12 protein-coding genes, 1 tRNA gene and 1 pseudogene are annotated in these 13,070 nt (G+C 59.8%); 8 read left to right on the forward strand and 6 right to left on the reverse strand.

The window, feature by feature from the left end; genetic code table 11:
• Positions 1 to 712: 712 nt before the first annotated feature.
• Together AC5ZFO_RS37345 and AC5ZFO_RS37350 are read left to right on the forward strand one after the other, a co-directional pair.
• Positions 713 to 1,222 (forward strand): hypothetical protein, encoded by a 510-nt coding sequence (locus AC5ZFO_RS37345; protein ID WP_496123437.1) that lies wholly within the window; start codon positions 713 to 715, stop codon positions 1,220 to 1,222.
• Positions 1,219 to 1,392, forward strand: coding sequence for a hypothetical protein (locus tag AC5ZFO_RS37350; protein WP_496123412.1), 174 nt, complete (start codon positions 1,219 to 1,221; stop codon positions 1,390 to 1,392). The genes AC5ZFO_RS37345 and AC5ZFO_RS37350 overlap by 4 nt, the downstream gene beginning before the upstream one ends.
• A 3,165-nt stretch (positions 1,393 to 4,557) precedes the next feature.
• Here the strand turns inward: AC5ZFO_RS37350 and AC5ZFO_RS37355 are convergent.
• Complete coding sequence (locus AC5ZFO_RS37355) at positions 4,558 to 4,788, reverse strand: DUF6894 family protein (RefSeq protein ID WP_496123413.1); 231 nt, start codon at positions 4,786 to 4,788, stop codon at positions 4,558 to 4,560.
• A 498-nt stretch (positions 4,789 to 5,286) separates the two neighbouring features.
• Between AC5ZFO_RS37355 and AC5ZFO_RS37360 the strand changes: the two genes are divergently transcribed.
• Positions 5,287 to 5,347: transfer RNA gene (locus AC5ZFO_RS37360), tRNA-Thr, on the forward strand.
• 339 nt (positions 5,348 to 5,686) lie between these two features.
• Here the strand turns inward: AC5ZFO_RS37360 and AC5ZFO_RS37365 are convergent.
• Positions 5,687 to 5,923 carry a hypothetical protein gene (locus AC5ZFO_RS37365; RefSeq protein ID WP_496123414.1) on the reverse strand — a complete coding sequence of 79 codons (237 nt, stop codon included), beginning with the start codon at positions 5,921 to 5,923 and terminating at the stop codon, positions 5,687 to 5,689.
• A gap of 196 nt (positions 5,924 to 6,119) precedes the next feature.
• Here AC5ZFO_RS37365 and AC5ZFO_RS37370 point away from each other — a divergent pair, with 196 nt between their 5' ends.
• From AC5ZFO_RS37370 to AC5ZFO_RS37385, 4 genes are all read left to right on the forward strand, one after another.
• Positions 6,120 to 6,329 (forward strand): hypothetical protein, encoded by a 210-nt coding sequence (locus AC5ZFO_RS37370; RefSeq protein WP_496123415.1) that lies wholly within the window; start codon positions 6,120 to 6,122, stop codon positions 6,327 to 6,329.
• Between the two features lie 81 nt (positions 6,330 to 6,410).
• Positions 6,411 to 6,638 carry a hypothetical protein gene (locus AC5ZFO_RS37375; protein WP_496123416.1) on the forward strand — a complete coding sequence of 76 codons (228 nt, stop codon included), beginning with the start codon at positions 6,411 to 6,413 and terminating at the stop codon, positions 6,636 to 6,638.
• A 283-nt stretch (positions 6,639 to 6,921) separates the two neighbouring features.
• Positions 6,922 to 7,404 (forward strand): septal ring lytic transglycosylase RlpA family protein, encoded by a 483-nt coding sequence (locus AC5ZFO_RS37380; RefSeq protein ID WP_496123438.1) that lies wholly within the window; start codon positions 6,922 to 6,924, stop codon positions 7,402 to 7,404.
• Positions 7,405 to 7,864: 460 nt separating this feature from the next.
• Positions 7,865 to 8,092: a hypothetical protein gene (locus tag AC5ZFO_RS37385; protein WP_496123417.1), complete on the forward strand. Its 228-nt coding sequence runs from the start codon at positions 7,865 to 7,867 to the stop codon at positions 8,090 to 8,092.
• A 702-nt stretch (positions 8,093 to 8,794) separates the two neighbouring features.
• Here the strand turns inward: AC5ZFO_RS37385 and AC5ZFO_RS37390 are convergent.
• Together AC5ZFO_RS37390 and AC5ZFO_RS37395 are read right to left on the reverse strand one after the other, a co-directional pair.
• Positions 8,795 to 9,220, reverse strand: coding sequence for an MgtC/SapB family protein (locus tag AC5ZFO_RS37390; protein ID WP_014493373.1), 426 nt, complete (start codon positions 9,218 to 9,220; stop codon positions 8,795 to 8,797).
• 378 nt (positions 9,221 to 9,598) lie between these two features.
• On the reverse strand, positions 9,599 to 10,108 hold the full coding sequence (locus tag AC5ZFO_RS37395) for a phasin family protein (RefSeq protein ID WP_496123418.1): 510 nt from the start codon (positions 10,106 to 10,108) through the stop codon (positions 9,599 to 9,601).
• A gap of 314 nt (positions 10,109 to 10,422) precedes the next feature.
• On the opposite strand from AC5ZFO_RS37395, the gene AC5ZFO_RS37400 reads away from it, so the two are divergent.
• Positions 10,423 to 10,668: a response regulator gene (locus tag AC5ZFO_RS37400; RefSeq protein ID WP_496123419.1), complete on the forward strand. Its 246-nt coding sequence runs from the start codon at positions 10,423 to 10,425 to the stop codon at positions 10,666 to 10,668.
• Between the two features lie 80 nt (positions 10,669 to 10,748).
• Here AC5ZFO_RS37400 and AC5ZFO_RS37405 read toward each other — a convergent pair.
• Both AC5ZFO_RS37405 and AC5ZFO_RS37410 read right to left on the reverse strand, forming a co-directional pair.
• Positions 10,749 to 11,773 (reverse strand): annotated as a pseudogene (locus AC5ZFO_RS37405) (extracellular catalytic domain type 1 short-chain-length polyhydroxyalkanoate depolymerase).
• Between the two features lie 3 nt (positions 11,774 to 11,776).
• Complete coding sequence (locus tag AC5ZFO_RS37410; protein WP_496123439.1) at positions 11,777 to 12,196, reverse strand: CopG family transcriptional regulator; 420 nt, start codon at positions 12,194 to 12,196, stop codon at positions 11,777 to 11,779.
• Positions 12,197 to 13,070: the final 874 nt, after the last annotated feature.

Raw genomic sequence — 13,070 nt, forward strand, 5'->3', positions numbered from 1 at the left:
CCGTCGGCAAGCGGGGCCGCAATAGCAGCGTCATTCTGACCGACCGCCTGTGCGAGAAGCGGGTCACAAGCCGGACCAAGTTCTATGACCGTAAGTGCCCTGGCCTCTACGTCAGCATCACGACCGCGGGCATGGCCACCTTCTCTTTCAAGTTCACCGACCGGCAGACCGGCAAGCAGCGCACCGGCTGGCTTGGCGTCTACAATCCAGAGACCTTCACGGTCGAGGACGCCCGTAGCAAGGTCTACGGCCTCAAGTCCATGGGCGGCGAGGCGCTCGCCGAGACTTTCCGCGACCAGAAGACGGCCAAGGTCAAGCGCGGCAAGACCGTCTCCGAGATCATCGACGAGCGGATCAAGTGGATGAAGACGCCGGTCAAGAAGCCGGATGGTGAAATGCGGCCCCGGCTGGAGAGCTGGGAGAACACCGCAAGCCACCTCGAGCGGTTCATCCGGCCCCGCCTTGGCAAGAAGCTGGCCATGGAGGTCACCAAGCACGACATCGCGACGCTATCGAACGACATCGTCGCGGGCAAGTTCGGCAAGCCTTCCGTGAGCAACGCGCGCCACATGCGCAAGGCGGCCTCTGGCCTGTTCAACTGGGCGGCGGAAGCCGGGCGCGACTACGTGACCGCCAGCCCTGCGTCAACCTGCCAAAGCTCGACCCCGAGCATCCCCGCACCCGCGTCCTCTCCGAAGACGAGATCAGGACTATCTGGCACGGCCTCGACCGGAAAGACCTACCGTGGGACCGAAAGGCCCGCCTCGCCCTCAAGTTCGAGCTCGTCACCATGCTGCGGTCACGCGAACTGCTTGGCGCGCGCCGCGATGAACTCTTCGAGCTCGACGGCGAGCACCCGCGCTTCGACGTGCCCCTCAAGCGGGTCAAGAAGCGCCGGGTGATCCAGCAGCCGTTGTCTGACCTGGCCGTCGATATCATCCGCGAGGCGCTCGCCTCCGATGAGCAGCAGTATGTTTTCGAGAGCCCGATGTACGAGGGCCAGCCGATCCACCGCAAAGCTATGGCCGACGCCCTGCGCGGCACCAAGAGAAGAACAAGGACAAGACCAAAACCGCCGGTCTTTGTGAGCTGCTCGGCCTCAAACCGTTCACACCCCACGACCTCCGGCGGACGGCGGCTACGTTGGCTGGCGATCTTGGCTTCGATGACGCTGCCATCGCAAAGTGCCTTGACCATGCCGTCAGTAGGAAGGGCGACGTGATCGTGCCTACGGTCACCGGCAAGGTCTACAATCACTCCGGGCGGATGAGGGAAAAGCGCGCGGTGCTGGATGGCGTCGCGGCCGAGCTGGGCCGGATCATCGGCAAGCCGCCAGTGAAGGCCGTTGCACTGGAGAGTTGCGGCTCGCGGCCCAATCTAACGGCCGCATGAGATAGCTCGCCTGTGGCGCGACCGTCGCGTAGGCTCGTCGGCACCCGGAGTTCGGTTTGTATCGCGTAGATATTTTGACCCGGGGCTGGTTTTTCTCGCATTTTTTAGACACGGCGCAAATGCGACTTAGAGGACCGCCAATCTGGCGGCCCTTCTTTCGTGGCCGGGCGACCTCGACCGCGGACTCGCAAGACCCGCGCATACCGCCTATCTCAAGCCATGCGTAGTGCGCGTTGAATCGCATTGGGGCCGGTCAAACTGACGAGGGACCAATGACCGTCTTTGTTTACGTCAACACACGAGCAAGCAGGTCGGCGACGCAGACCATATCAAGTTGTTCGCCACGGTCGAGGCCGCGGAAAACGTGGTTCGAGGAAAATGACCCCGAGGGCGTCGCGTTCGAGTACGACGTTCTGGAGTGAGCAGAATCGCTGTAGGCAAGCTGATGAAGCTTGCCGCCGAACGACCCTACTCTGATCCTGAGACCGCTGCGCGAAAGCTAGTCGAGCTCGCAGCCACCATCGAGTTGGTCCAGGACGCCGCATCCATATCGAGAGGATCAACGCGCCCTTCCTGTTCAAGCTGAGGGGCAGTGGCAGCGAGTTCGGCGCCGGGCTCAAGCACGCGATCGAGCGTGGCTGGCTCCAGATCCACGAGAGTGGGACTTTTGTACGATTGTTGGACCCGGGCGGCCTACTCACTCAATAGATCAGGGTAAAGGACAACCAGCCCGAGAGAAGCGCGCAGAAACCAATTCCAACATAAGCCAATGCAAGGCGCATCGGGTATTCCCTCCGAGACGCGAAATATGCCGTCAGTCTTTCATGCCGGCGGGCCGTCGACAACGAATCTGAAGTTGTATCCTTGCGCTTCTTGCGCCGCGCGCCGCCTGCAGCATGAAAGAGGCCGCCTACTGAGGCGGCCTGCCTTAGTGCCTGCTGATCGGCTCAAATCTATCGAGCCTGGTTGCGCCTTCCCAAAGCTCTACCGCGTGCCCGTCTACAAGCAATTTGGCTCGCTCCCTAGCCTCCGCCTCGTCGTGTACCTCAAGGTCAACTCGGAGCGTTATGTGCCCCTCGTCATCGATTATGTATGCGCGAAACTCTCGCATGACTCCGCCCAAAACATCGCCCCGTTCCGAAGCAGGAACGCTAACGAAATTAGGCGACAATTTCAAACTAGGCCACTGAGCCCGGAAACCGGCTAATGAACAAAAATGAGGTACAGGAGGGCTGCCGCCAGCAGGACGCCCAAAACCGTATTGGCATTGGGACCCATCTTTTGAATCCTCTGCCCGTGGAGGCCCCAGCATCGGGCCGGGGGGCGTAATGATGCTGGGGCTTCCGGACAGGCTTCTGTCTCGTGGGACCGAGACCGTCACCGCATAACACAAGCCGGGCGCGACATAGACGTTCCCAGCCAAGTTCTAAATCTCCCCTGCGTGTTGCTTGTTTCACACAGCGCGCGCTCGGCCGATCGGGGTCCAGCTGCACCGTTGACGTTTTGCGGATTCTGCCGAGCCAGGGAACATCGTTGTTTTTGCCTAATTTTCCCGACGCCCTCGACGATTCTCGCCGAGGGCAACCTATAGGCCTCGGCTCATCCCCATTTGAGCTGAGGCCTTTTTTGGGAATTGTATAGGCGTCCGCACGACGAAAAGTTTCGCAAGAGTTCCTTCACCTTGATCTAGGGATACGGCCGGTTAGGCAATAGCGGGAGATCGCTTCGCATGGAAGATGGCGCTCAGCCGTTACCTCGGATGCGAGATACATGAAAATGTCAGGCATAGCTTTCGTTGTTTACAATCCGCCCCGGCTGGGGCTCCCGTACCTTGCCGTGACGATTGCACCGAACGGCGAAGTCGTAGCAGTGCCATTCGAAACTCCAGCAGAGGCCGAAAACCACAACATTGAGAGCGCTGCCAACACTACGCGCTCTGCGCCCGCGAGCAGTCGCGAATGACGCCCGCCATCTTGGGGCCAGCCCCGCTCCAGATCCGCCATCCCCACAAACACCCCCGTGGTTCGGCTGAACCTTTTCGCCGCGCATCTCCTAGTGGATATCCGGGAACCGGACGTTGACGCTTTCGGCGCAGTTGAAGCAGCGCGCATTTCCGGTTGTTCCCGATCTTTAAGGCGGGCGTAACATGGGTTCTATCCCGCCCAACACGTCTTCAATAGGAACGCTGGCGCTCGAACAGCATTTGAATCACGCTTCGAGCCAGTCCAATTTGTCCCAGAGCGCTTTGCACATCGCGACTGCGCGGCTCCAGCATGCTCGCAACCCTACCGCTGGAGCCGCCTTTTTCGGCGCTCTTTTCCCATGCATGCACTCGTCACAATCTTCGTTCACTTTAGACAGATGCGACTTGACCGGGGCTCCTGTGAAGAACCCAAACAACAATCCAAATTGCGACAGCGGCAAGTGCCGCTACTCCGCAGGAGAGGTCCGGAGCTACCCCGACAGCCATCCGGCGCTGACCCTATGCAGAACGTGCTGGGCGCACGAGAGTGCGCGCAGGAGATTTAAGACTGGCCTGCCTGCGCTGAAGTGGGCGCCGGGCGACGGACGCGTCAGCGTTCGGTCCTCATATACGGATGAACTCAGACGTCGGTTGAAACAAATCCGGAGCGGCATTCAAGGAAAGTGATGCTTCACCTCGCGGATGCCGAGACCTTGTTTTCGAATTTCCGAAGATGCTCCAGATAAATGCGCTCAACACGATTGAAACAGCGAGCAGGAGCAAAAGGTCACGGACCATGATGTCCTCCCTTTTGCTGTTCAATCGGGGAATAAGCCCAACGTTCCTAGCCGAGCCGTTCGTGGCCAGGCTGCAACGGTCATGAATTCGAGGGCTCGCAGCCGGGTGGCGGCGCGGCTTATCGTTGCTGGACGGCTTATGAAATCACCCAGTTGATCAGGCGCCAACTGGTCCATCCGATGGCACCGATCCACACAACCGAGGCCGCGCCAGCGACGGATAAGAATACGACTGGCAACAGATAGCCATCAGTCCATCGACGGTCGTTGACCGGCGAGGTTTGCTCAGTCCTACTAAGCAGGTCGTCCCGTCTCGGAAAGACGGACATATCGGCTGCAGAATGACCTAGAAAATCGCTCATTGATGAATGTCCGTTTTGGGGGCGCGCGATCACCGAGATCTCGCTACAGTTTCTCGATCACGACAGCGGCTGACACGCGCAGAAAAGGCCCGTTCTGATCTCGCAGTTCGATTTTGGTCACGCCCGGAGTGCCACGGCGCGATCCATCCAAAATCGCCTGACCTAGCAATTCCAGAGCCATCTGCGGGGCCACGCAGGTGTCCGGCAATTCGACGCCCTCGTCGTCGATGATCGTGTCGGCATCACTGCGAATGTCGAAATAGATGGTGGGCATGCGGCGGGAAGAACCGGCATAAGTACTAGGGGTTCCTATTTTTCCCGGCTGCCGATTGTCTGCACGGCTGGGTGCAGACGTGGTGCTACATGCGGGATATGCAGCCTGCTGTCATCGGTTCCATCGGTGCGGCTGAACAAGCACCGCCATCGAAGGAACACCTCAGACAGGATATATCAGCCTGATAGCCAAGACGGTCATAAACGCGCCAAGGGCGATGACAGCAATTTTGAAATGAAGATCCTTATCCAAGCCACTTGCCTCCACTCACGCAGCGGCGTCAGCCCCTGGCCACTGGCAAACCGGAAAAACCCGGCAGCCCTTGGAGGAAACCGCCGGGCTGATCCGCCGATCACACCACTTCAGTGGCTGACAGGCTGAATAAATGGCGCTGGCTCGTCTGTCCGAATCCCGACAAACCGTCTCGGTTTAGTCGGACGTGTGGCCGACAAGTCACGTCCCCAGCTTGCACTCCCCTGCCTGGCTGGAGCCACTTGCAGCTCAGTGGTAGAGCGGCTGACCTGTAATCAGTGTGTTGCCGGTTCGAGTCCGACCACGGGCGCCGGCAAGCCATCGCGCAGGAACATCGCGGCTAGTGCCAAGTTTTCCCGGCGCCCTCGGGCTCGCCGAGGGTAACCTCTAGGCCCCGGCTCATCCCCATTTGAGCTGGGGCCCTTTTCTTTCCGGGACAAGGGTCTCAAGGGGACGATAAGAGCAGCCGAATATTTGAATTGTCGCTGGCTCGCTGCCAGAGTTGGCGGAGCGGCCCCGGCCTCCCCCTTGACCCCCTGCAGCCGGGGCCGTCTCTCCGCCGTGTAGTAACGGAGTAGCGTAGGCGTTCCTCGCCCTCGTTGCTCCAGAAGTTCTCGCGATCGATCTTCAGTGCCGCCGGAAAACTTCAGTGCCGCCGGAAAACGTATCGACGTTTAAGTCTTGCGGTTGTCGTCCGAGCGGCATACTCGATGCGATCTATGTCGGCGTTATCGGCCGCAGTAACGTCCAAACGCCAATTCATGTCGTTCGGATAACCTTCGTCGCATTCGATTTCGACCGCGATGACCAATTCGCCTCCCGGAAAGCTCCGGATCTCCTGCAGTGCTATCAGCTCCAGATCTGTCTTTGACACGCTGATCATTATCTTTCCTTGACACGCTGATCATTGCGAGGCTCCGCCCGCCACTTCCTCCGACAATACGTTGCGTTATTGCCTCGTTCCTAAAGCGTGAGACGAACAGCATGCCGTCTTGTCGCACACGGTAAGGCACAGCAGACCCCATCAGTTCTGGAGGAACCAGGCTCTCCACGGTTCATTGTCGCTCGAGGAGGACGCCATGACTGACACGCCATCCCAAACCCCAACCTCAACTTTCGCTGCCGCCAACGAAACGGTCCGCGAGGTCGCACGCGATGTCCGCGAGGGGCTCGGCGACGGAAAGCCGCCCGGCCAGTGGAAGGCTATCGTCAGCGACCTAACGCGCGAGGCTCCGCTCTCATCGCTCGGAATCGCCTTCCTGATTGGATATGTATTGGCGCGCCGTTGATCGCTCTCCGCTCTTGGCGTGGTGGAGGAGGAATGTCCGGCCCTTCGAGGCCGAGGCCGAAGCCAACGGCAAGAACGCCGAATGCGTCAAAGCGCGCTGGCCAATTTCCACGATAACCGCGGCACAGCCGCGACGCTGCTCGTTGAGGCCGGCGCAACGGCCCCGGAGATCGCCGAGGCGATATGCTGGAGCGCCGATAAGGCGCAGAAGGTGATCGATCCCTACCTCGCCAGACGTGGCGTGCTGGCCGACAATGCAATAGCGAAGCTTGAGCAATTTCGAGATCGAAAGACTGCACCACCAGAGTAGAAGCCAAGCAGCGGCTACTGGAGGAGTATGATTTGTGCCTTCGGTTTTGCAGCTTCTACGGCGTGAAGCGTCGCAGCGCGATGGCTGCTTGCTGCGCTGCGTCTAAACACTCTCGGAACCACGCATCGGACCATCGGTATGCATTCACCTTTGTTCTGCACGTGGATGCGCGTGCAGGAACACAGGCCGATGAGTTCGCATTGTCTATCAGTTTCATTTGTGCGTGAGGCCGATCATGCAAGTTCTTTGTAGAATGATCGCGATTGCAACAATCCCAGCTTGGATGGCGATCTACTCAACTCCTGCTGTCGGACAAAACTTCGATGACAGGTGGTCCATCATTCCAAGAGCTCACGCGGAGCCAGCTCCTGAAGGAAGCGACCAGACAAAGAAGGACGAAACGCACACGCAACCTTCGACCACACAGCAAACGCAACCTCAGACTTCGGAAGAGCCCTCGAAAGATCGTTCAAGAGCTCAATCTCAGAATCGAGTCTTCTCCGGCACGGCCTCCTACTATTCTTATGCCAAAGGCAAGACAGCGAGTGGTTCATCGTTTGATCGTAATCGGCTAACAGCAGCGCACCGCCGCCTGCCCTTCGGTACCAAGTTGCGCGTCACCCACGGAAGCCGAAGCGTCATCGTCATAGTCAATGACCGCGGTCCGTTCGTCCGCGGTCGTGTCCTCGACCTTTCGTTGGCCGCGGCGCGGAGCTTGGGTATTACGGATCGTGGCGTGGCTCAGGTTCATGCGGAGGTGTTGTGAACATTTCGACCACTCGAGGAGTATCGGACAGATCGCTTGTGCAGATAGATAGGTGACAAGGATCGCTGACGCTTCGCCTTCTCCGACTGCGCGGGTTGCTCGATAAGGGTCATAGGAAAAAAGGAAATCAACTGCTAGGCGGGCAACAGCCGGGCCGTCTCTCGCTGGCTCTGATTATCTCGCAGCGCGAGTCCCCGACAATGCCTTCGCCGAAGGGCGCCGCGATCGCGACTGGCGGGCCGAGGTTGCGGCCAAGCGGGCGCGGGGCGAGAAGCTCGATAGCGAGATCCGGAGCACGCTGATGCGCTGCGTATGCGGGACCACATTCGACAGCTGGAAACCGGCTGAGAGCTACCCGCACCGCGCACACATCACCGCCGCGCAGGCGGCCATTGGGACACGCCGATGAAGCACACCGAAGAACGAGCCTATGCTGCCCCGGAGGCGGCCGCGCGCAAGCTTGTCGAGACTCGCGGCGAGCGTCGCGGCTGTCCAGGACGGCCGCATCTATATCGAGAGGATCAACGCGCCCTTCTTGTTTAAGCTGAAGGGCAGTGGCAGCGAGTTCGGCGCCGGGCTCAAACACGCGGTCGAGCGCGGCTGGCTGTCGAAGCACGAGAGCGGCACTTACGTGAAGCTGATGCCACCCCGTGAAGATCCGCTGACTGGCAAATTGCACATCGGCTAGGGCGCGTGCTCTTAAAAAGCGCCGAAGTCGGCTTTTGGAATTTTAGCAGAATTCTCTGCTCAACCAGACCGGTTTTAACCCCGAACGGACATTCTGAGTGAGTCGCGCGCCAAGAGTTTCAATAACTCGGCGGGTTGCAGGTATCAGCCCTGACAATGGCAATCGGCCTGACGCACAGTGTCTTCGTTCCATTCAATGAAGCCATCGGCATTCTTTGAAGGTGCGCGAAACATTTTCGCATCCCTGTAACTTGAGTTGATCGTGGGGCCTAATCGAAAGGTCGCGATATGAAACCGACCAGCAGAATATCGGACCACATCGATCATCAGACTGCCCGCTCGATCTGTGACGAGGTGGGTGACAGATTGCAACAGAACTTATCTCTCGAAGCCTCGCTTCTGCCGCCATACCTCGAACGTCTAGTCGATGAATTGCGCAAACAGGAGCGTCATCCAATTGATGGCGTCGCAGCGCCCGCTAACCGTTTCCTTCATGCGACGCGACGGGTAGTCGCGGCCGTCTGAGCGCGTAAAGAAGAAGCCGTCGCGCTCAACGTGGTCACACCGTCACAATCGCATTCGGTCACAGCGTCATCGGCGTACAACTGCAAGATCGCTTCAATATCGCCAGCCTCGATAATGGGGCTGTGCTGAACCTACAGCCTATTGCGGCGCTCGCGGCGGCTGCTTGGCTTTAAACATGTCACTGAGGGTCGTCCTCTTCCTTGACGAGGGTTAACAGCCGGAGCGTCAGGAAGGTGAACAGCGCGATCGTCACCGCGACATCGTAGCTGCCGAGCCCGACCGAGACTCCGATCGCGCCGGTGGCCCACAGGCTCGCGGCGGTCGCGGTACCCTGTACCATGTTGCCCTGCTTGAGGATCGCGCCGCCGCCGATGAAGCCAATGCCGGTGATTAGGCCTTCGATGACCTTTGCCATCCCGTCGGGCGAGGACGCCAGGAGGTGTTCGCTGGCCTGGATGAAGCCGCAACTAGCCAGCGCGACCAGCGGAAAGGTACGGAGCCCCGCGCTGCGCGCCCGCTTTTCGCGGTCCCACCCAATCGGCACGGCGAGCGCGAACGCCGCCGCCAGCGTGACGAAATGAACGCCTATCTGGAAACTGTTCAAGGCAAGTCCCTGAATGAAAGTCAGGAGCCATTAGACCAAGGAGATGGGCACCTCGGCAATGCGGCGTAAGGTTTCATCGCAAGCGTCCGGCAGCTTCGGCCCGTGTGCATTCACTCCTGGATCCCAGACGACGTCGTGAAGTTCAAGTGAGACGCTGAACAAGTCCGCTATTGGCCTTAGCGGACTCTGCGCTGCTGTTGGCGAATAAGCGGACATTTCACGAAGGCCCGCTGAGGGCCACTTCCGGACACGGCGCGACTGGTTGGCCTCGATGAGCTCGTCACCCTCCATGCACGATCCTAACGCACGCAAGGCGCATCGCCCCGTTCGAAATCCGCGTTTGCGTTCATCCTTTGCCGCAGCGGGTACGGCCTGCAGTTATCGTCCCGGCAGAGCCGTGAGCTCTCGGGGGCGCTTGATGCGCCAGAACGGATATGCCGCCAATTGTTTCGACTGCTGGCCGAACATATCGACCCGTCTGCTTGTAAACTCCGTAATGACGCCGAAAAATTCAGTTAGTGACCTGATCGTCGCAAGTCTCAGGCCGAATTCAAAAGCAAATTGCGCGTTGGCCTCGGCAATCTCAAGAAGCTTCGCTTGATACGCCTGCATGTTTGCCGTCGCTAAAGCAAAGCCTTTCGTTGGATCGCTATCCGTCATTCTCTGGCTGAGGTCATCTGGTAAGGCATCCACCCGAGGCTCAATGATTGGAACCTCGTGTTTAGGATCATGAAGCTCAGGAGGCGGTTCAATCGAGACTGCCGCAACAGAGCGAAGTAAATTCACTTTCGGGCTTCTAACAATGTTCTGCTTGTTCCGTTGGGCCCGCGCGGCCATTTTCGGATTGCGGGCGCGTTTTGGCGCTGTCGCCGGTTTGCGTTTGCTCATCTGACGCTCCAAGAAAATGGGTGGCGACCACAACGGTCATTTCTGAAAGGACAACAGGCTTTGTGACGTGGCGTTCCAAACCCGTGCATTGTTGGAGTTCCGCATGAACTGAGATCAATCGCACGTTCTGCGATGTCGACGATGATTTTAGGTCGCAACTCCAACCAACAAACGTCTAACTGGCGATCTTCCCGACCTATGCTCAACGGCGTCAGTCTGAGAACAATCAGCCCTCCGCTCGTGTGCTCTCCAAAGACCGCTTTAAGTTGCGGCGACTACACAAGCGTTCATGCCTTGATTTTCGCGAGACTTCCTTGAAGCGAACCTTCGTGGTGGAGGCTTTGCGAGAGGAAGAGTACGAGGTCATCCATGTGGCTGACGGCGAAGAGGCGTTGGCGTGTTACGGGCGGCGGGTCGCCGACGTTCTCATCACGGACGTCAAGCTGCCCGGAGGCATCGACGGATGGCAGATCGCCGAACGTTGCCGAGAGGAGGATCCCAATCGCCCGGTGATCTATGCGACCTGTTTCTCTCCCGTCGCGCCCCGCGCTGGCGGATAGAGGCCGGCTTCGGCGACACAAGCTGATCCGGAAACTCGGCGATGTGCTCGAGGACGACCTGAGCGCCCTGTGAAGCCAGACTACCCACCGAGCGAATGCTCGAGGAAGAAGCGCAGCATTTCCCTCGTCGCATCCGGCCCTTGCGGATCAGTGTAGGACCCGGCGGGGCTGCCGCCTGACCACGCGTGTCCGGCGCCATCGATGTTCCAGTGTTCGGAAATCGCCCGACCGGCCCCGTCGATCAGGACGGTGCGAGTATAGGCATGGCCGTGGGGTACGCGTCCGCGAATTACCTTCGTCATCGGCCTCGTTGCCCTGGCGGACTGCTCGATAATCTGATCGCCATTCTTTGGATGCACCGTAGTGCCGCGATCGCCATGGAAAACGATGGTCGGCACAGAAGTTTTGCCGTCCGCAATTGCCTTGGAGCCGCCTCCCTTCGCATGGCGACGAACGCGGAGGGAAGATCGCTTGCGGCTCCACACGCGAGGCCTGAATGAATACCGACGGCCGCGTACAGGTCGCTATACGTTGCGCCCATGATGGCGGCGGCGGCCCCGCCGGCCGACAGACCCGCGACGTATACGCGCTTTCGGATCGATCGCATGGTCGCGCATGATCTGGCGGGTAATGCCGGCGATCATCGAGGGCTCGCCCCCGCCGCGGCGCTGGTCGCCCGTGCGAAACCAGTTCCAGCACTTCGACTGGTTGGCTCCGCTCGGCTGCTCAGGATAGACCACGAAGCAATTCTGCTCTTCCGCCAGGAAGTTCATCCGGGTGCCGCCGCTGGAGACGGCGGGGCGCGCCTAATCGGACTTCCGATCCCGGAATAATCCCGCATGCCGTCGAGCGGTAAGGAGCGTCTGCGTCCCTGAGCAGAGCGGGCCGGCGCAGTCTGCGGAACTTCCCGCTCCTCGACAACGTCGGCCGTGGCGTCGATAGTAAGCGGATCGAGCCGCGGTTGCCGAGCCTGAGAGGCGCCGCGAGACTCCGGTCTTGGAGCGCTACCGCCTTGGAGCATGCGCTGCAGTAGCGCGGTGGCCTCGACCAATTGGCCGGCACGCGTGAGGCGGGTTGCTTCGCGGACTATGTCTTGATTCAGCATCGTTCACCTCGTTCTGTCGGCGAGAGCGGCCTTGACCGCGGGGGTGGCATGGAGGGCTCCGAGCACGGAAACCGAGCCGATAGTGGCGCGGGCGAGTTCGGCCGTGACGTCCTTCGCGATGCTGGCAAGGCCAAGCACATTGATGTTCAGCATCTCGCCGGCTCGCTGCGCCGCTTCGAGGTCCGCGCGCGTGTAATTCCGGAGGCCGAGATCCAAGCCTTTGCGGGCGGTAGATTGCTTGACCACGTCGGCGTGACGCTCAAGCTGATTGCGGATCGCCGTCCGGATGAAATCCGTGCGGTTCGAATAGAACCCGTCCTTCACCATCAGATCGACGTGGCCCAGGTCGACGAAGCCGAGATTGATGGTGATCTTTTCGGATTCCGGAGGCTTCGGCCTCAGTTCTTGAACATTCGAAGGCATTCTTTTTGCCATCCACTTGCCATCTGAATGGATGGTATATGGATGGCGCAGTGCTCCCTGCAAGAGGCGCCCTCGATGGAACTTTCCGAACAGCCGCGCGTCGTCTCCCCGGCCGCGAGCGAGCCCGCCTGGCCCAGGTCTCCGACGAAGAGCACGATGAAAACGCCGGCCCAGATCAAGGAGGCCGACGAACCTACTTCCGCCTGAGACCCTTGAACGAGCTCTGCCGTAAACTGCCCCTCGGAAGTGATGTGCCGATACCCCGAATCCGCAAAGAACATTGGCTCGACGAGGCGGACCGCCGAGGAAGGGTCGTTTGGGCCTATGCATAGTCCGGTGGAACAGGTGGACAATCCGCCGCCATGCCAATTCTGAATCCCTGTCCCGTACTAACGAGCCAGAACGACCGAGGGGGCGGAAGGTTCGTCCAGGGAGCGACACGGATGCGCGGTGACCGATGCCGACGCCCTGCCAAAGGGGGACCTGTCGCTGACGCGAGGGCTTTGACGGGGCCGCCGCCAGGGCGGCTAAATCCCGACCTTGCTTCCTACCCGTTTCGTTGCGCGGTCCAATACCCCGAGCAGCGCCCGCCTGCTGCGTGGCCACTCCAGATACCGCGGCCGGCGCTGCGCGTCAGCCTTCCCGCCCCCGATGCGTATTTGTCGTGGACACTAACCGCCGCGTGAACTGCACCCGATCGTCCCACGTATCCTCTAAACTTCACGAGATTGGGGTGTGTCACTACGCCGTCGTTTATGTTCACGGAAAAATTGTAGGTCGGATCGCAGCTTCCGCGTTGTGTAACGAAGACGAGATCCCAGGGACCGTCGTAAGAGGTCCGGGCTTCGGCGGCCGTCGCCAGGATAAGGCAGGC

The organism is Bradyrhizobium sp. Unk1 (assembly GCF_059512345.1).